The sequence below is a fragment of the Bradyrhizobium sp. 160 genome, from assembly GCF_023073735.1.
Classification (GTDB): domain Bacteria; phylum Pseudomonadota; class Alphaproteobacteria; order Rhizobiales; family Xanthobacteraceae; genus Bradyrhizobium.
Genome location: NZ_JADPKD010000054.1, coordinates 201,319 through 217,739 on the forward strand (window position 1 = coordinate 201,319; position 16,421 = coordinate 217,739).

The window sequence follows — 16,421 nt, forward strand, 5'->3', positions numbered from 1 at the left end:
TGACCGACACGATCTTCCTCAGAGCGCGGCGATTAGTTCTGCGGCGAGACGATCCATAAGCACGAGTGTGAAATCGACTGTGAGATGGTTGGCGTCTCTATAGACGACGACGCCGTCGCGAATGGCCGGACATACCAAGCCCGTGCAAATCGACGATGTTAGGTCGATCATGCGCGCGTTGTTGATGGACGAGACGGCACGTTGCTCTGCTTCGAACACTTCGTTGCTTGTAGCGAGCGAAAGACTGCGGCTGCAGGTGCTAAATGGTAGGCCGCGCCATTCCGCCCGAGCGAGACAATTACCGACCGGGTGGTAAGGAGTGGGATTGTCGCGGATCACAATGAGCTTGGCGTTGACGGGTTCGAGTTCCTTGAGCGCTCCAAATAATCCACGCTCCCAGGTCTCAATGCTCACTGCGTGAGGTCCCAGATTGGTGAATGGTCCCTTGACGTTTCCGCTCGAAAACTGCGCCAACAGTATCGCATCCGGGCTATCTTGAGTTTTTATCATCGCGATTGCCTGCTCGCGCCAGCTTGCGCATTGGGGCGAAAGCCGACGGAGCCGCAAACTGTAGACTTTGGAAACCGGGATATCGGCGACAGGACAGGAAGCTCTTAGGTAAGTGATAAGCCGCCATCCTCTCTGTTCCGCAATAGTCGCAAGCGCGGTCGTCCATTGATCGGCATGAGAATCTCCCAACAGAACAATTGTCTTCGTGTAGCTCGATGGGCCGAACACGCAACGAATTGGCCTCGGTGTCGTGAACCCGGCTAGACAACCACTCTCACTCGAAAGTGAATACTTGGAGGTTGAGGCAACAATGGTCGCTTGCGCAGCATCCGTAACGTAATGTGCAATCGTGAACGAGAGGATGCCGGCAACTGTGGCGGTTAGCGTAAGGGCGCCGCCCATGACAATTGAGCGGACAGATCGTTGTGCCAGCCAGTGACTAGCTCTGATCGGGTATTCGAGCCAGGCGAGGCTGAGCGAGGAGAGAACGACTGTCATGACAAAGAAGAGGCAGTTAGCGAGTGCCGTGCTGCCGACAAGCACCGTACCGAGAACTGCAATCGGCCAATGCCAGAGGTAAATGGCGTAGGACCGGGCACCGAAAAACTGAAACGGCTGCGTCCTGAGCAAAGCGGACGGTCCAGCAGGATTGTCCCCCGTGAGCAGCAGCAGTGCCGTAGCTGCCACTGGAACAACGGCAACTACTCCCGGGAACGGCATGAAGCCGTCGATAGCAAAGAATGACAGGATGAGAATCGCAAATGACAACCATCCAATGATTGAACTTGAGCCCGGCTGCTTTGCCCAAGGCTCGAAGGGTCTTGTTGCAATCAGAGCTCCTGCTCCAAACTCCCACGCTCGAGGGGGCGCGAGATAGAACGCCCAAGCTTGCTTGCCGTAGGTCAGGTGGATGCAGCTAGCGAACGATCCGAACACTACAATCAGTAAGGCTAGCAGGAGGATCTTTTGGCTGAAGCGACCGACAATGAGGAGAAACGCGGGCCAGACTAAGTAAAATTGTTCCTCGACTGAAAGTGACCAGGTATGAAGGAAGGGATTGAGCGAACTTTCGGGGGCGAAATAGTTCATGGACTGGTGGAGGAGCCAAACATTGGCGGCATACAGCGCAGAAGCTGCGCCCGACTTTGCCATCTCCTTCTGTTCAAAGGGCGCCAGCACGAAGTATCCGACGATCAAGGTCGCCAGCGTGACGATGAGGGCAGCGGGCAAAAGCCTCTTAGCTCTCCGACCGTAGAAGCCAAGAAAATCGAGCTGCCCGGTTGCGGCTATCTCTCGAAGCAGAAGTTGCGTGATCAGGAAACCGGATATGACGAAGAAAACGTCTACGCCAACAAATCCGCCGGTTAAGCCTGGAACTCCGTAGTGAAAGGCGACGACCGATAGAACTGCGATCGCCCTAAGCCCCTCGACATCAGCTCTGAAATGGGCCGCCGCTCGCGATACGGGTTGCATATCTATCGCCGCATACGTTGAATCAAATCGCGGGAACATTAGCACCGCGTATTTCGTTCGGGGAGTTTGGCCGTTTTCGGTTGTTCGTAGGGCGGCGGCGAGGCAAGGGCGCCTGTCGTCGGATACGCGGGGGGAGAACGGGCGCGGCCCGCCAGGAGTCGAGAGGGAATCAGCGGATCAGATCCGCTTCAGACCAAAGCCGGCAGGTTGGCGTCATTCGCTGACCTCAGCCTTAGACGCGTTCGAACAAGATGTCGAAATAGGCGCCACCAGATGCACGTTTCGCAAACCGGTCCTCGCGTCTCACCTGAAAGCCAAAAGCTTTCAGATACGAGCATATTTGATCAACGGTCGCACAATTCCGATATGACTCGAAGTCCGCCGCTTCGGCCTTGATGAATCTGAATTGCCGCAAGATTTCTTGCGCACCCCGCAGAACCAGCAACTCCGAACCCTGGGTGTCCAACACAAAGGCATCGTATTGCCCGGGATCGACCTGCCACATTTCAAGAGCCGTTTTCAACGTCAAAGAACGAACCGTTATGTCGCGGACGTAGCGCACATCCGGCCAAATGTCCTTGTGGTCATGCAAATCCAGAATGGACGATGACAGGCCATCATTGTTCGAGACATGGAAAGTATAGGGCTTGCCATCAGTATCGGCGATCAGCGCGTTGATTGCCCGCTGGTCAGGCAGCGAACGGATGTTTTGTCGAAGCATTTCAAATTGCTCCGGGACAGGTTCTATCCACGCCACCTTGAGTTTGTGTCGGGCATAGAGGTCTCGTTCTTGGCCAGCATTTGCTCCGACATGAATCACGCCGGAACATAGTTCAAGATAAGAGTCCGGATCGCCGTAAAGGCGGCGGGAAATGTAGCGGCGCAATCGGCCGGCAAAGCGTAGCGGCGCTGTGAGCATAATGAGTTCGCCTGTGCTTGTCGCCTGAACAGCCCACCCGGCAATTTGACTTCCACTTAAAGGGAGGTCAACCCGCTCCATGCTAAGCACGCCAGTGTTCCGTTCGAAACAATGGCGGCAAAGCGGCGACGCATTCTTCGAAATACGCGATGTTGCCCAGGTGCTTCAAAGTCGGTGAAAGATCAATTGAAGAAGAGACCCGAACGTATTGCCGCGATAGAGCCCGCGTTATTGCAGCGCTCGAAGTTGGGAGTGCGATCCGCGAGCCGAGGTCGCGTACCACAAATGTGGCAGTGCGGAACTCGGTCGCATAGGTCACATTTTGCTGCAAACTCCAATGAGTGACGGGCTTGACGTTATGCGCCGGCATGGCGCAGGCTTGCTTGTCCGGAGGGTTGGGTGTCCGGAGGTGTCGATATGGAGAAGTCTGTCGCTGAGCATTACGGTGCGCAGTTCTTCAAGGAGCAGTCCGGCGGGTCTTTCGAATCTGCGTCGGTGATCGTCCCACTGGTGCTTCGACTTTTCAAAGTAAATTCGGTCGTTGACGTCGGCTGCGGAGTCGGCACCTGGCTGCACGAATTCGCTACGAACGGTGTGAGCGATTATCTCGGAATTGACGGCGACTATGTGCCTCGTGATCAGCTCAAGATTCCGTCGGAAAGGTTCAGATCCATGGACCTTCGATCCATCACCGATATCGGCCGCAAATTCGATTTGGCGTGTTCGTTAGAGGTGGCCGAGCATTTGCCCGAGAGTAGCGCGAATGAGTTCGTTTCCGCGCTCGTGGCCGCTGCACCAATCGTAGTGTTCTCTGCTGCAGTCAAAGGGCAAGGCGGTAGAAACCACCTGAACGAGCAGTGGCCATCCTACTGGGCAGAACGTTTTAGCGGCCATGGTTACAGCGCCTTCGATTGCGTCCGACCGCAGATATATGACGACAGCCGAATTCGGCCCTGGTATCGACAGAACCTTCTCGTTTTTTGTCGCGGCGATCATTGTCCCGAGGGTTATTCGTCGCTAACCAGCCCCTTCGATCTGGATCGTGTCTTGCCCGACTACTTTCAGTATAAGCTCCAGGAAGTCACCGAAGGCAAGAGTGCGGCGATAGCGGCAAGACATCTCCTCGGAAACCTTGGGGTCTTGGCAAGAGCAGCGAGACGTCGGTCCGCTCTCTAACGCCTCATTTCCGGCCGAAGATGCGGTTCGCTTGGCCTAAAGAGAGATGACACCGCGATGACGTCGCTTGGCAAGAGCAGCCAACAGCAAGCGCCGCGAGAGCGCTTACTTGCTTCTCATCAATCGCGATGACGACCTACCAACAGGCTATTCGTGTCGCGCGAAGTAGCGGAAGCCGTGCTGCTTGATCAGCTCGTCGCGCTTTGCGGATTCGAGATCCTCCTTCATCATCTCCCGAACTAAGCTCTCGAACGACGTTTTCGGCTCCCATCCGAGCTTCTGTCTCGCCTTGGCAGGATCACCGAGAAGCGTCTCGACTTCGGTCGGTCGGAAGTACCTGGGATCGACCGATACAACGCACTTTCCAGTTTTGGCATCGTATCCCTTTTCATCGACCCCCGCGCCTTCCCAGCGAATTCGCATTCCAATCTCGCTGGCCGCGATGTTGACGAAGTCCCTCACCGAGTGTTGTTTTCCGGTAGCGATGACGAAATCCTCTGCCTTCTCCTGCTGCAACATCAACCACTGCATCTCAACATAATCGCGCGCATGTCCCCAGTCGCGCAGCGCGTCGAGATTACCTAGATACAAACGTTCCTGCAGGCCCAAACGGATCCGCGCCAAAGCTCGCGTGATCTTTCGGGTTACGAAGGTTTCGCCGCGGACGGGAGATTCGTGGTTAAACAGGATGCCGTTGCAAGCATACATCCCGTAAGCTTCGCGGTAATTGACCGTGATCCAATACGCGTAGAGCTTGGCGACAGCGTACGGCGAACGCGGGTAAAAAGGAGTGGTCTCCTTTTGAGGGATTTCCTGAACGAGGCCGTAGAGTTCAGAGGTCGATGCCTGGTAGAACCGGGTCGTCTTTTCTAATCCGACGATCCGCATCGCCTCGAGAATGCGAAGGGTACCGAGGCCATCGGAGTTCGCCGTATACTCGGGTTCCTCGAACGAAACGGCAACGTGGCTCTGCGCCGCGAGATTGTAGATCTCGTGTGGCTGCACTTGGCCAACGATCCGGATTAGGCTCGATGAATCCGTTAGATCGCCATAGTGGAGCCGGAAGGGGGGATCGGGCTCGTGCGGATCGAGATACAGATGATCAATGCGATCGGTATTGAAGAGGGAGGTCCGGCGCTTGATGCCGTGGACCTCGTATCCCTTCTGTAGAAGAAGTTCGGCTAAATAAGCGCCGTCCTGGCCGGTGACGCCGGTAATAAGTGCTCGTTTCTTGGTCATATCAGTCCCAGAAATGGAAATCTGTGCTTACACGGAATTGACTTGGCTAGGGAGGGTGAAACAGAACGAAAATCAAGCTTAGATTAACGGCAGCTTGGCTGCAGCGGTGTGCCAAAAGTCCCCTGCAGAGAAAAGCTGGATCGGATTGATGACAGCTTTCAGTCTTGGCCCGGTAGTCGGCCAGTAGCCTAGCCAGAAGGCGGCGACGTCCCGTGTCCACCGTTGTGGATCTGTGCCAGACTCCGCGCGCACGATGACGTACCCATCCAGCGCCTCGACTAGTGGCGTCACGACCGGGCTCAGATTATCGAGTACAAGGACCACTCTTCTCTTAAGCACGAGCAGCACGAGATGATGCGCTCCGTTAGTTCGGATGATGACCTCAGCGAGAAGGAGAGCCGAGCGCGGCCAGCCGGATCGCAGCAGTCGATCGCGCTTGGTGACGGCATAGTCGCCGCAATTGCCTTCGTAAGGGAATATCTGCCTTTCCACGTCATCTCGAGTTGCGGGCGGATCCTTTGGCGCTATGCCGAAATTCACCGCTGAATTGATCCGGGCGAGCTCTCGCCGGCGTTGAACGGAGGAGCGTAAATTTCGAATCCTGCATCATCGTGGGCGCTGGCAGTCCTCGGGATATGAATGCAGAATTGAAAGAATGAAAGCGGCGGTGCGCTGGAGAGGCAATCGGGATGGTTACCAGCAACGGTCGATCACTGACCATCAGGCCGCTAATTTGGAGGTGATCATCCAAGCCGTCAGTAAGAGCCCAGGTCAGGTTGCGCAGGAATTTTCGGCAAGTGTTAACGGCCTACGATATCGGAAAACAGATCGCTCCAGACACTCTGGGACCTAGCGACGGTAAGCGAGGAGATGTCGATGCTCTATTCTGAGGCGTGGAAGCTGGGCCGGAGGTCGCATGCCTGATTGGCAACGTTAGGCTCGATAGCCATCCGAGGCGACGAGGCAGACAGCAGTGCCATAGCCGATCGTTCCTCGGCCAAGCGCCTCTCAATGTACTGCCGTTCAACTTCGGTCAGCGTCGTTTCGAGTAGGCGCACATATCGATCTATGTTCTTCTGATATGTGCGCAAACGGACAATCTTCTCGTCCATCATCGTCCATCCGGGGAAACGAGTACGATATTGAAAATATCTCTTGAAGAGGCGTTTTTAAATAATTTAATCAATGCGTCTGATTTAAAATGGCAGATAAATCTGTACGGGTCAAGAAGGGGTATCTTCGATCAAATCACAGTCATAATTCTGTTCGCGATTTCGACCGTCGCGCCGCTCTATCCGTCTCCAGCATCGGCTCAGCAAAACACACCCGAAATGGCGCCGGCCATGAGGATTTGAACTTGATGATGGAGGTCTGTGACACTCCCACAGGTTCGGTCTCAATGCTACGCAACCGTATCTCCTGCTTACGCTGACGCTTGGCGCTTCGTGCAGCGTCATCTGCCGCACTGCCTTAAGCCCCCCCCGCGCCCGCGAGGTGAGATATCAGCGCTGCCGTCGCGGCTGGCCGACTCAGTAGCGCTCCAATTGCAGAGGAATGCCAGTTCTTTCTTTCTGAGCAATGTTGTTGCTCGTGTTTGGCCCCCAATTTTCTCGCCTGTGAGATTGATAAGTGGAGGCGGCCACCACTCTCCCCAAAAAGTCACAAATCAAAGCCAAAGAAGGGCGCTGATCTTGCAGGGGTCATGGCGCGTTCTGCTGCTCCCTCGGGGAGTTCAGCTCTTCCACATAACGCTGGTTTGGATCATCTGAACTATGTGAAGCAGAGAATCGCGCCCGACGCCGGGACATCTAAAGTCCGAAGCAACTTTAATTAAGATTGAGGGTATCATCCGTGAGGAGGGAAGGCCTATTGATCGCCGCACCGATAGCCTCAAAGATCAAAAGCGGGATTGATGCGGAGCCGAGGAACGGCTGATGCCAAGAACCCTCCAGGAGCAACTTGACCAACTTGAGCGAGACATCAAGCTGTACATGGAGTTTGATAGGGCAGAGAAAGATCGGTTCAATCGCGAGTCTTACCTGTGGACTGCCGAGGATCGCATCGAGTGGCAGGAGATACAATCCGACAACGCTGAACGACTCCGAGAGCTTCGCGAACAGCGTGACGCATTGCGCAGTCAGATGGGCTTATAACTGACTTCTGTTTGAGAGCGCTTAAGAGTCTTGCACCGTTGATAGTGGAGCTTCGTATGTGGATTGCGACCGGCCACACCGATATGCGCCGTCGCATGGGCTCGCTGGCCTTGCTGGTGCAGGACGCGTTCACGCGAGACCCGCACGGCCGCGACCTCGATGTGTTCCGTGGCAAAAGCGGCAAGCTGATCAAGATCCTTGGGCACGATGAGTTGGGCATGTCGTTCTGTGCCAAACGACTGGAGCGCGGCCCCTTCCTTGAGTTGTTCGAAACGAATCTCCAGCAAAGCTACACCTACAAGCAGCTGGCCGACGCACTCAATGCCGGAGGCGCACAGGGCCGGAGGGGAGCTCCATTCACCGAAAGATCGCTTTACACCTGCATTGCGAGAGCCAGAGCGCGCCTTGCTGATCGGGGCACTGCCGAGATCCGCGTCAGGGCTGTCCAAACAGGTCACAGTGTAGCGACAGCAAAGACGTCGCGGTGGGACCAGGATCTGCCAAATTCGCCCGAACTTAGCGAGTTCAAGCAGCGCATCAGCGATGCGAAATCTCATGCTGCGACGGGCGAATTTTTGTTTGGCAGGGCGAGGCGGAAGTAGCTCGCCATGCCGTCAATTGATGATCGTGGGGAGCTGGAGCTTCTTCTCGATCGAATTGGTGTCCCTGCCGACCAGATCCAGATCAAGATCGTAGATCTCGAGGAGGCGACGCTATCGTACCAATGGCGGTGCGAGCGTCGCGCGAATTCGCCCCGGATCAGTACGGTGGTGTCGCAGCTAGCTCTAGCCTGGAAAACGCAACTCGCACGCTGCACAATGGCAGCTCCTCATCACCTAGGCCTTGGAGAAGGCATCGGCTCCGTGGCCATATTGCCGCGCGGCGGTAGAACGAATATGGCGCGCCTCAAAACAAAGACCGCCGCCATCCGGTTACGGGTGTGGCGGCAAGTCGTTAATCCAGCCTGGCTCGCCTCAGCCAATCGCTCTCGAATTTACCGGACGTACCAGTATCCCCACCAGCGCTGGGACACGGGCCGTGCCTGCGCCTTCATGGCCGCGACTTCCTCGACCGGGCGAAGCTGGGGACCATAGATCGCGGGCGGGTAGACATTATCCCACAGCACAAGTCCGCCTTGGACGAAAGCCGCCTGATGATGCGCCGGACCAAGCGCGAGCTCGGCGGCTGGCGCCACGGATGCCGTCAAGGTGAGGCCAAGAGCAGACAGGGCAATGGATGGAATAAGCACGCGGAAGTTCATTGGATTGAATCCCTTCGAAATGCGATGCGAAATAATGCGACGGCTCCCGGACGGTTGCAAGGGCATCGCCCGACCGATCGGCCCGAAATTCCCGTTGCGGGAAGCGGGGTCTGCGCGAAGCGCTCCTGCTCGACGATCAAAGCCTCGGGCCCGCGGGCTCGCAAGAGCATCTCTGTATAGAGTGTAATCGTTGCCGGCCGAAACGAGAGGTGGGGGTGGATGATCGGACACGGCATCGCCTTGCATGCACACAAGAAGTCAAGGCGTGAGCAATCTTTCGGCGCCGGGAGTCATCGAAAATCATGATGTCGACACACTGCTCGGTCTTGATGTGTCCCCGGACTATCCGGGACGACTCTCCATGGCTTCTGCATTTGTCTCCGCTTCCATTTTTGGCGCTGGCCTCATCTTCGGATATGCGCTGCGGGCTTGGCGCGTCCAGCGAAGGGCTGCAAGCTCCGCTGAGACCTCGGCTCCCACCTCAACATTCGGCCATGCCCGACGAGCCTTTTAAGCACCGTCCGGCTCGCCGGCAGGCACTCGGGGTTCTCACCGAAACGAATGGGGGCATGACGAGATGAGTGAACCCAAGAAGGACGCTCCGCGGCGATACATTGTGGATGGTGCGGGACAGCGTGTTCTCGTCGGCCTGACGATTTCGGAGACATTAGAGTTCGAAACGTTGGACAATCCGGATGCGCGATTGCGCGCCGGTTTGCCTGATCAGGAGCCTAGTCTGCAGCAGAACGAGCACGGCGCGCGTTGGCTGGAGCTCTACGTCAAGCATGAGCGAGCCTGGAACGATTGGATGGCCGAGACGCGTGCCCAGCCGCAGAAGCCCTGCCTGCTCAACTAGGCCAGGCGCTTCACCTCTGAGCGCCGAAGCCCATTCGACGCTCGCCGCGGAAGGGCTTTGACAGGCAGATGGCAAGCGGTTGGGACCATGTCACACCGCGAGCATGCGGCTTCCCTGGATGCTCATCAGGGTGAGATTGCCGGTCGCATAGGCGCCGGTATCGATGTTGGCGCGGTTATTTCGCACGTCGGCGTTCCGCACGGGCGTGTGACCGTGCACGATGTATTTGCCGAAATTCTTTTTGCTCTCCAGGAACTCTTCGCGAATCCACAAAAGATCGTTCTCCTGCTGTTCGGATAACGCCACGCCCGGTCGAACGCCCGCATGCACGAAGAAGAAATCCCCGCACGTAAAGCTCAGCCGCAAATTGTCCAGGAATTCCAGATGCTCAGTCGGCATTGCGCGAATCAAATCGCGCAAGATCGATGTCGGCTCGTCGCGCTTCAGATCCGGCGGGGCGAGCCCGTAAGACATCAATGTCTGGGTCCCCCCGACGGCAATCCAATCCTCGAACAGCGAAGGATCTTCGAACACGCTCACCAGAAATGCCTCGTGATTACCCTTGAGGAAGACCGCATTGCCCCGGCGACTACGCTCGACCAGGATGTCGAGGGTGGCGCGCGTATCCGGGCCGCGATCGATGTAATCGCCCATGAAAACCTCGATCGCATAGCGCGGGCGACTGCGAGCCACGTCGGCGTCGATCACCCGCAACATCGGCTGGAGCAGATGCGCACAGCCATGAATATCCGAGATCGCATAGATGCGAACTCCCTCCGGCAGGTGCGGCTTATGGATTGGCCGACGTGGTCGGGCGAAAGATATCATGGCGCACAATCGATCAGGTGGTCGAGAAACTTCCCCAAGTCGCCGGCACCTGAGAACTCCCCATCTGATGCGAACAACGTGCGGTGGATGGAGTAGCGGTCCTCGTTCTCCGGCTTGATCACGCCAAAAGAAGGGCGGAATTTCTTGCCTACCTCTGCTTACGATGGGTTCCACTGGTCCGGGGAAATTGCAACGCTGAGCTGGATACCGCGGCAAAGATGCATGGCTCCCAAATTTCGTGATGCATCCGCAGATAGAAATTCATCCATGTTCCCGCAACTGACTCCTCGCGCTCTCGCGACAGGATAGGCGCCTGAAAGATGAGCGAAGACGCGCTCGCGTGACCGTTAAAGCATCGCGGAGGATATGGAACTTGAATCCAAAATACGGCAGCGCCGTCGCTGATATGTCAGCACTATGACGAGAGCGTCAGCGTGTCGAATTGTCGATGCGCATTTCGACGCGACACATCATGCGTGCAAAAGTTTTGCATTCAGCGCCACAATGTCGCTGCGATCACTTAACACCCTCCGTTTGGGAAGCGGTAAATCTTCAGCATCACAATGACCGCCAGGCACTCTCCACACGTAGAGGATCGAATGGCTGTTGCCACTTATAGCTCTGATAGCACCTATGCGATATCCTCCGCACGGGGCACGGCTCTTCAGAAGCCTTTTCAGCTCCTCGTGATCGCGGCCGACCTCTTGCTGATCTTGCTCTGCTACGCGATGGCGTCTGAACTTTATAGCGTCGCCACGCCGTCCTCTGGAGACGGAGCGCCCATCGGCGCCGGACTGATCGTCAGCGCAGTGTTCGTTGCAATCGCCTACTTTCAGGGTGTCTATGCAACGCACCGTTTGCTTAGTCTGGTCTGGCAATTGCGCAAAGCGATGATCATTTGGCTGGTGTCACTGACAATCCTTGCGGTCGCGGCGTTTCTATTGAAATCGTCGGACAATCTGTCCCGCGGCACGTTCCTCATCTTCACCGGAGTTGGCGGCGTTGGGTTGCTCAGCCTGCGCTTTGCGTGGCAGTGGGCGCTCGGCACGAGCTTTGCCAAGGGCCGATTGGTCGATCGCAAGGTTGCCCTGCTCAGCCTGAAGCCGCTTGATTTCACCTCGAGCCGTTTCAAGGACCTGCGCAAGAACGGATTCGACGTGGTTCGCCATTTCGTGCTTCCCGCTAACAACCATGGGACCGGCTGGGAGAGGCAAATCCGGGATGTTATTCGCCAATCCCGTGCAGCAGATGTCGAGGAGTACCTGTTGGCGGTTGATTGGAACGAGCTGCCGTTGTTGCAGCAACTCGAACTGCACTTGCGCGCTGTCCCTCAGCCGATCCGTCTCTTGCCGGATAATTCGATCGCTGATCTGGTATCGCGCCCGTTTTTGCCGGTCAGCGGCACGGTGGCAATCGAGATTCAGCGACCACCGCTCAGCGTGTTTGAACGTCTCCAGAAGCGCTGCCTCGACGTCGGTCTGGCGTTGTTTTCGCTAGTGGCCCTAGCGCCAGTGCTGATCACCGTCTCCATTCTGATCAAGCTGGATTCGCCTGGGAGCGTGATCTTTCGACAGTCGCGCCGCGGCTTCAACGGCAAGCCGTTCGACATCTGGAAATTTCGCAGCATGTATGTGTGCGAGAATGGTCACTCGATTACTCAGGCAACCAAGAGGGACGCACGCGTCACGAGGATTGGGCGCTTCCTCCGCATGACCAGCATTGACGAGTTGCCCCAGCTCTGGAACGTGCTGCGCGGCGACATGTCGTTGGTCGGACCACGCCCACATGCGCTTGCCCATGACAATTATTATGACGAGATCATCAGCAACTACGTATACCGCCACCACATGAAGCCGGGCCTCACGGGCTGGGCTCAAGTTAACGGTTTCCGGGGTGAAACGCCGACCATCGACCTGATGGAAAAGCGGGTAGAATATGACGTTTGGTATGTAAGGAATTGGAGCATTTGGCTCGACCTGAAAATCATGGCGCGCACGGCGGCTACCGTCATTTCCCAGGAGGCGTACTAGGTCAGCGCAGGCGGCCTTGGCGGCGCGGACTCATAGGCGCTGAGCTAGATGCGGATTGAGGCGAGAGCTCCCTTTGGAGCCTTTGAATCAGGCGTCGCGCCAATCACCAAGCTTCAGGTCTTATGCCTACGCGTCCTGTTCCACAGCCGCACAATGGCCTCACGTATTGCGACCAGCCGCGCCATCAAGACGAAAAAGACTCCCGTTGCGAGTGATCCGAGAGCGTGGCAAAGGGAGAATTGTTCGTTGTGATCGAGCTGGTCTTGATGCTTTTCGATCGGGACCGGTACAAGGATTGTTCCTGACCTGTTCAGCCGCGATCGCGCGCGGGAAGGAACCACGATGAGCACGAATAAAACGTTGAGCAACAGCCAGATGCTTAATATGGCAAGTACCGTCATCCAGTCCCACCGAAATGCAAGATCAAGTATGGGGTTAAATTAACCCTCGGAACCTCAGAAGGAAAGGGTGCACAACGCGGTTGAGGCGTCGGCTGACTCCTTCCAGCCGACGAGTTCCAGAGATACTCTATTTCGATCATCTCACGCGCGCCTTCATCAATCCGTGCAAAATCGGCTACGACAATGATCGTCGTTTGTGGACTCCGTACGATTACGGTCGGCGCTGGAACCATGGATCGCGCGAGCGCTAAGCCGCAGGAAGCGCTTTGCGTAGGGTCCTTCGGCCTTCGGGGCGCAGCGGATGAGCCGGAACGATGTTCGAGCTGCTCGGAGCCCTACGCACCGCGCTCAGCTTCCGCGCAGCCGTGAACCCGTCTGGATCAGGTGTGACAAGAAGCCGTCTCGGGCTGCGGTGGCAATCGCCATGTCTAGCGCACGAGAATAGATTGTAAAGGAAAACGCGCGTGGCGCGCCAAGCACGACGGTTGCCTGAACGATTGAAGACCCGAATCCTGTGACGAAGCGGTAAACTCCGGCATCACCACATATCGATCTGGTCAGGTTGAGAGGGCCTGGCTCAACTAGGCTCGGGCGACGGCAGCGAAGCGCGCCCACTAAACGCCACGAGGTCAACCGCGCAGTGTCGCCAGAAAGGACGGGTCAATCGATTCAACTGCATCTTCCAGGAAGGCCTTGCCCAGTTTTGATGCCCTCCGATAAGCGGACACGAGTGCCGATCTCGACCCAGGTCGGCGTATCAGGATGAGCCGAACGTCATTGCGTACGAGGTCCTTGACATCGGGAAGGGCGAGCGCGTCGAAGCGGGTCGCAATGTCGATCCGTGCCGGCATCAATCGCGCGTCGTTTGGTGCGACGAAATATGCCATCTTCAGGGCCTCGACCACGACCGGATCGTGCGGGTCGCGCTGGACCTGAAGCAGCGCCAGCGCCAGCCATAGTTCAGGATTGTAAGGAGAGGTCGAGAGCGTCCGCCTGAGGCGGCCGAGAGCGTCGGTATGCGCTATTGATCGCAGGATCGTGGGCTTTTGCTGGCCAGACTCAATTGTCTGCAGCGCGGCGATCAATCCATGATTACCTTCCAGCTCTGATCCAAACTGCGAGCGCGTTCCCAACAATGTGGGCGCGTCTTCAGTCCACCGCGCCCCAATCTCGGCCGCATCTGCGGAAAATGTTGTCCGGCCCAGCGCCGTCACCTCCGCTATGGCCGACACAATCGCATAGGATCCGACCGCCAAGGCCAACGCCACCAGAAGAACGCGAAATCTGCTCGATGAACTCATTGTCGATGCATTAGTTCAACATAAAGCCAATGTTACGGCGCGCGGATGCTGCCGAGTGTGTTGGCGCCACTGGTCCGTCCCACTGATTGTGCAAGTCCAACTCCGACCATCACCGCCACGATTGCTTGAATCGCGGGGTTTGAGAGGCTTGAGTCAAGAAAGCTCTCGCAGAGTACAACGACAACGGCGGCGGCCGCGGCGGCCGCGAAAAAGGAATCACGTCCTCGCCGAACGGCGCCGCGAAAGCTAACGAGGAAAAACTGGACGGCGAAGGCTGCTAGGATGGCGCTCGCCAATCGTCCCGCCTCTACAGCCATCAAGACTGCGGTGGAGGGAGGGGCTGCCAGCGCAGCGCCGAACTCCTGATAGACTCTCGAAATCAGCCTAAAGGTTCCGAGACCATGCCCCCACGTCGGTGCATCAGAGAGCAGGTGCTTTGCCGGCGCAACTGCTTCCGGGGGGAGGCTGACGAATCCAAGGAGGCCCAAGCCTCCGGATCGAGAGTGCGACGCAGCCATCGCGCTGGCGATCGCTGCAAGGACCAAGAACAATAGCGCCGAAGGCCAAGACCGAAATCCCAAGCGCCGGACAGCGGCTATGAACACGAGGACCATCAATCCGCAGCCAGTAACCGCCGCCAATGCGCGTTGTTCGAGGGCGGCAAGTGCGGCGAATGCAACGGCAATTCCTAACAGACCGCAGGAAACGCCGACCCACAGTAGGGGCGAGGCCAGATTGTGGATGTTCTGCTGGTGCAGGTGGCGTTCGAGTGCCCGGGCGACGAGCGCGCCATTTGTCAATATCGCAAGAGCGGCTGCTGCCGGAAACAGATTCGTAGCTACGCCGGACTGGGGAATGATTCCGGCGAATAAATCGAGCCGGCCGAGTAGGAACTCGACTGACATGAGGGTCGTCACTGCGCTCAATACGAACAGGATCGTTTCGGCCATACGGCGATCCCTGGTGATGATGACCGTCGACACTAGGAGCGACACGTCGACCAGATAGAGGAACAGGCTGTGCAACGTTGCGCTCGTATCAACGCTGATGCGGCCCGGCAGCGATGGCTGATTCAATGCGATCGAAGTCGCCGACCAGATCGGGTTCGCAAGCGAAGACATCGGAAAGATTTGCAACGTCATCCAGACGACCGGAAGCAAGAATATGAGGAGAAATTGCTTCAGCAACTGCGCGGCAGACGCGATTTGCGTCTCCGGACCTCTTGTTGCCATTGCCATCATCAACGCAGTAGCAAGTGAAATCACATGCTGTGCGAAGGAGCCGCTTGTGAGCGCCAGGATCGGAGTCGCGGCCAGCAATGTGATTAAAAGCCAGGAAGCGATGAGCACTCGGAGAACCGTGAGACGTGGAAGCGGGAATGGAATGCAGCATTGCACAAGTGGGACATTGATACGCGTCGCATAGCCGAGCTTGCGACGCCACCGTCGTCTCGGTGATGGATGGCCGGATAGAAGCCACCATGACGCATCATCACAACGCGGCCTGCCAACTGGTCACATGCATTCGGTTTGCGGAATTCGCTCTGCATGACAGTTCCGTGACCGACTAAATTATCGAGCATGGCAGTACTGCGACAAGTAACGGAGAGCCGTCGCCAGTCCAGCCATCGGCACCGCACCGCGGATCGCGGTCGGTGTGGTCCCAATTTCAACCTCAAGCTCGTTTGCGGTTTGCCAGTCGCTAGCAGCAAGCTTCGAGGCGTCGGCGGGTAGCAGGAGCGCGACGCCGCCCTGGATCACAGAGGCCTGGAACTCTGCGCGCTTCTCTCCCGCTTTGATGGCTACGTTCGGTCGCGCCGAGCGGGACAGTGGCTCGAGTACAATGAGTACAATTTCGATGCCACCTTTCCCGCATTGCAGGCTCAGGCCAGCAAGGCGCGTATCCGACTTGGCACTATCGACGACATGCATCACTGAAATGGCATCGGCGCCGCCATCTGGATTTTTGCTCTTCACCAGTCGCCATCCGCCCTCAAGCTGTGTCGATTGGCTGCCGGACTCGATCTGCTTGAACGCCTCTTCGTCACAACGTCGACGCTGCTCGGCGCTGATCCCAGACCCGCAGTTCAGAATGCCCGGACGCACCGCCTCGGCTCGACCGGGAGCCGTCGTCATCAAGAGACCAGCACCGAGCAGGACTGAGCGCACCATCAGAAGCGCCGACCTAACATGCGCTAGCGCCAAATCATTCATGTTGTATCCAAGGCCCCGTCAAAAATCGGGCAAGCGCTGCCCGCCGCTCCGGATCAAGCAT

The 16,421-nt window shown here is 57.1% G+C and carries 14 protein-coding genes; 5 read left to right on the forward strand and 9 right to left on the reverse strand.

What is annotated here, in order from left to right; translation table 11 throughout:
* Positions 1-18 precede the first annotated feature (18 nt).
* Both IVA98_RS20600 and IVA98_RS20605 read right to left on the reverse strand, forming a co-directional pair.
* Positions 19-2,022: an acyltransferase family protein gene (locus IVA98_RS20600; RefSeq protein ID WP_247355420.1), complete on the reverse strand. Its 2,004-nt coding sequence runs from the start codon at positions 2,020-2,022 to the stop codon at positions 19-21.
* A 193-nt stretch (positions 2,023-2,215) separates the two neighbouring features.
* Positions 2,216-2,983 carry an FkbM family methyltransferase gene (locus IVA98_RS20605; protein WP_247355421.1) on the reverse strand — a complete coding sequence of 256 codons (768 nt, stop codon included), beginning with the start codon at positions 2,981-2,983 and terminating at the stop codon, positions 2,216-2,218.
* Between the two features lie 336 nt (positions 2,984-3,319).
* Here IVA98_RS20605 and IVA98_RS20610 point away from each other — a divergent pair, with 336 nt between their 5' ends.
* On the forward strand, positions 3,320-4,078 hold the full coding sequence (locus IVA98_RS20610; RefSeq protein WP_247355422.1) for a class I SAM-dependent methyltransferase: 759 nt from the start codon (positions 3,320-3,322) through the stop codon (positions 4,076-4,078).
* 147 nt (positions 4,079-4,225) lie between these two features.
* On the opposite strand, the gene gmd is transcribed toward IVA98_RS20610, so the two are convergent.
* The gene (gmd, locus tag IVA98_RS20615; RefSeq protein ID WP_247355423.1) at positions 4,226-5,317 is read right to left on the reverse strand and encodes a GDP-mannose 4,6-dehydratase; all 1,092 of its coding nucleotides are present in this window, start codon (positions 5,315-5,317) and stop codon (positions 4,226-4,228) included.
* 78 nt (positions 5,318-5,395) lie between these two features.
* Positions 5,396-5,857, reverse strand: a complete 462-nt coding sequence (locus IVA98_RS20620) for a transglutaminase-like cysteine peptidase (protein ID WP_247355424.1) — start codon at positions 5,855-5,857, stop codon at positions 5,396-5,398.
* 1,394 nt (positions 5,858-7,251) lie between these two features.
* On the opposite strand from IVA98_RS20620, the gene IVA98_RS20625 reads away from it, so the two are divergent.
* Together IVA98_RS20625 and tnpB are read left to right on the forward strand one after the other, a co-directional pair.
* Complete coding sequence (locus IVA98_RS20625) at positions 7,252-7,470, forward strand: hypothetical protein (protein WP_247355425.1); 219 nt, start codon at positions 7,252-7,254, stop codon at positions 7,468-7,470.
* 56 nt (positions 7,471-7,526) lie between these two features.
* Positions 7,527-8,072 carry an IS66 family insertion sequence element accessory protein TnpB gene (gene tnpB, locus IVA98_RS20630; protein ID WP_247355426.1) on the forward strand — a complete coding sequence of 182 codons (546 nt, stop codon included), beginning with the start codon at positions 7,527-7,529 and terminating at the stop codon, positions 8,070-8,072.
* A 392-nt stretch (positions 8,073-8,464) separates the two neighbouring features.
* Here the strand turns inward: tnpB and IVA98_RS20635 are convergent, their stop codons facing one another.
* On the reverse strand, positions 8,465-8,719 hold the full coding sequence (locus IVA98_RS20635; protein WP_247355427.1) for a hypothetical protein: 255 nt from the start codon (positions 8,717-8,719) through the stop codon (positions 8,465-8,467).
* Positions 8,720-9,308: 589 nt separating this feature from the next.
* On the opposite strand from IVA98_RS20635, the gene IVA98_RS20640 reads away from it, so the two are divergent.
* The gene (locus IVA98_RS20640) at positions 9,309-9,587 is read left to right on the forward strand and encodes a hypothetical protein (RefSeq protein ID WP_247355428.1); all 279 of its coding nucleotides are present in this window, start codon (positions 9,309-9,311) and stop codon (positions 9,585-9,587) included.
* A 90-nt stretch (positions 9,588-9,677) separates the two neighbouring features.
* Here IVA98_RS20640 and IVA98_RS20645 read toward each other — a convergent pair whose 3' ends face one another.
* The gene (locus IVA98_RS20645) at positions 9,678-10,415 is read right to left on the reverse strand and encodes a metallophosphoesterase family protein (protein WP_247279672.1); all 738 of its coding nucleotides are present in this window, start codon (positions 10,413-10,415) and stop codon (positions 9,678-9,680) included.
* A 599-nt stretch (positions 10,416-11,014) separates the two neighbouring features.
* Here IVA98_RS20645 and IVA98_RS20650 point away from each other — a divergent pair.
* Positions 11,015-12,445, forward strand: coding sequence for an undecaprenyl-phosphate glucose phosphotransferase (locus IVA98_RS20650; RefSeq protein WP_247305515.1), 1,431 nt, complete (start codon positions 11,015-11,017; stop codon positions 12,443-12,445).
* Positions 12,446-13,475: 1,030 nt separating this feature from the next.
* On the opposite strand, the gene IVA98_RS20655 is transcribed toward IVA98_RS20650, so the two are convergent.
* The 3 genes from IVA98_RS20655 to IVA98_RS20665 all read right to left on the reverse strand — a co-directional run bounded on the left by IVA98_RS20655 (position 13,476) and on the right by IVA98_RS20665 (position 16,360).
* Positions 13,476-14,102 (reverse strand): hypothetical protein, encoded by a 627-nt coding sequence (locus IVA98_RS20655; protein ID WP_247355429.1) that lies wholly within the window; start codon positions 14,100-14,102, stop codon positions 13,476-13,478.
* 77 nt (positions 14,103-14,179) lie between these two features.
* Entirely contained in the window at positions 14,180-15,496 is a 1,317-nt protein-coding gene (locus IVA98_RS20660; protein ID WP_247355430.1) for a hypothetical protein, read from the reverse strand.
* A 222-nt stretch (positions 15,497-15,718) separates the two neighbouring features.
* On the reverse strand, positions 15,719-16,360 hold the full coding sequence (locus IVA98_RS20665) for a hypothetical protein (RefSeq protein ID WP_247355431.1): 642 nt from the start codon (positions 16,358-16,360) through the stop codon (positions 15,719-15,721).
* Between the last annotated feature and the right edge of the window lie 61 nt (positions 16,361-16,421).

What these genes read in the sequence shown, in the direction of transcription:
- IVA98_RS20600 (WP_247355420.1), bottom strand. Translation starts at nt 2,022, where the DNA reads ATGTTCCCGCGATTTGATTCAACGTATGCGGCGATAGATATGCAACCC.
- IVA98_RS20605 (WP_247355421.1), bottom strand. Translation starts at nt 2,983, where the DNA reads ATGGAGCGGGTTGACCTCCCTTTAAGTGGAAGTCAAATTGCCGGGTGG.
- IVA98_RS20610 (WP_247355422.1), top strand. Translation starts at nt 3,320, where the DNA reads ATGGAGAAGTCTGTCGCTGAGCATTACGGTGCGCAGTTCTTCAAGGAG.
- gmd (WP_247355423.1), bottom strand. Translation starts at nt 5,317, where the DNA reads ATGACCAAGAAACGAGCACTTATTACCGGCGTCACCGGCCAGGACGGC.
- IVA98_RS20625 (WP_247355425.1), top strand. Translation starts at nt 7,252, where the DNA reads ATGCCAAGAACCCTCCAGGAGCAACTTGACCAACTTGAGCGAGACATC.
- tnpB (WP_247355426.1), top strand. Translation starts at nt 7,527, where the DNA reads ATGTGGATTGCGACCGGCCACACCGATATGCGCCGTCGCATGGGCTCG.
- IVA98_RS20640 (WP_247355428.1), top strand. Translation starts at nt 9,309, where the DNA reads ATGAGTGAACCCAAGAAGGACGCTCCGCGGCGATACATTGTGGATGGT.
- IVA98_RS20645 (WP_247279672.1), bottom strand. Translation starts at nt 10,415, where the DNA reads ATGATATCTTTCGCCCGACCACGTCGGCCAATCCATAAGCCGCACCTG.
- IVA98_RS20650 (WP_247305515.1), top strand. Translation starts at nt 11,015, where the DNA reads ATGGCTGTTGCCACTTATAGCTCTGATAGCACCTATGCGATATCCTCC.
- IVA98_RS20665 (WP_247355431.1), bottom strand. Translation starts at nt 16,360, where the DNA reads ATGAATGATTTGGCGCTAGCGCATGTTAGGTCGGCGCTTCTGATGGTG.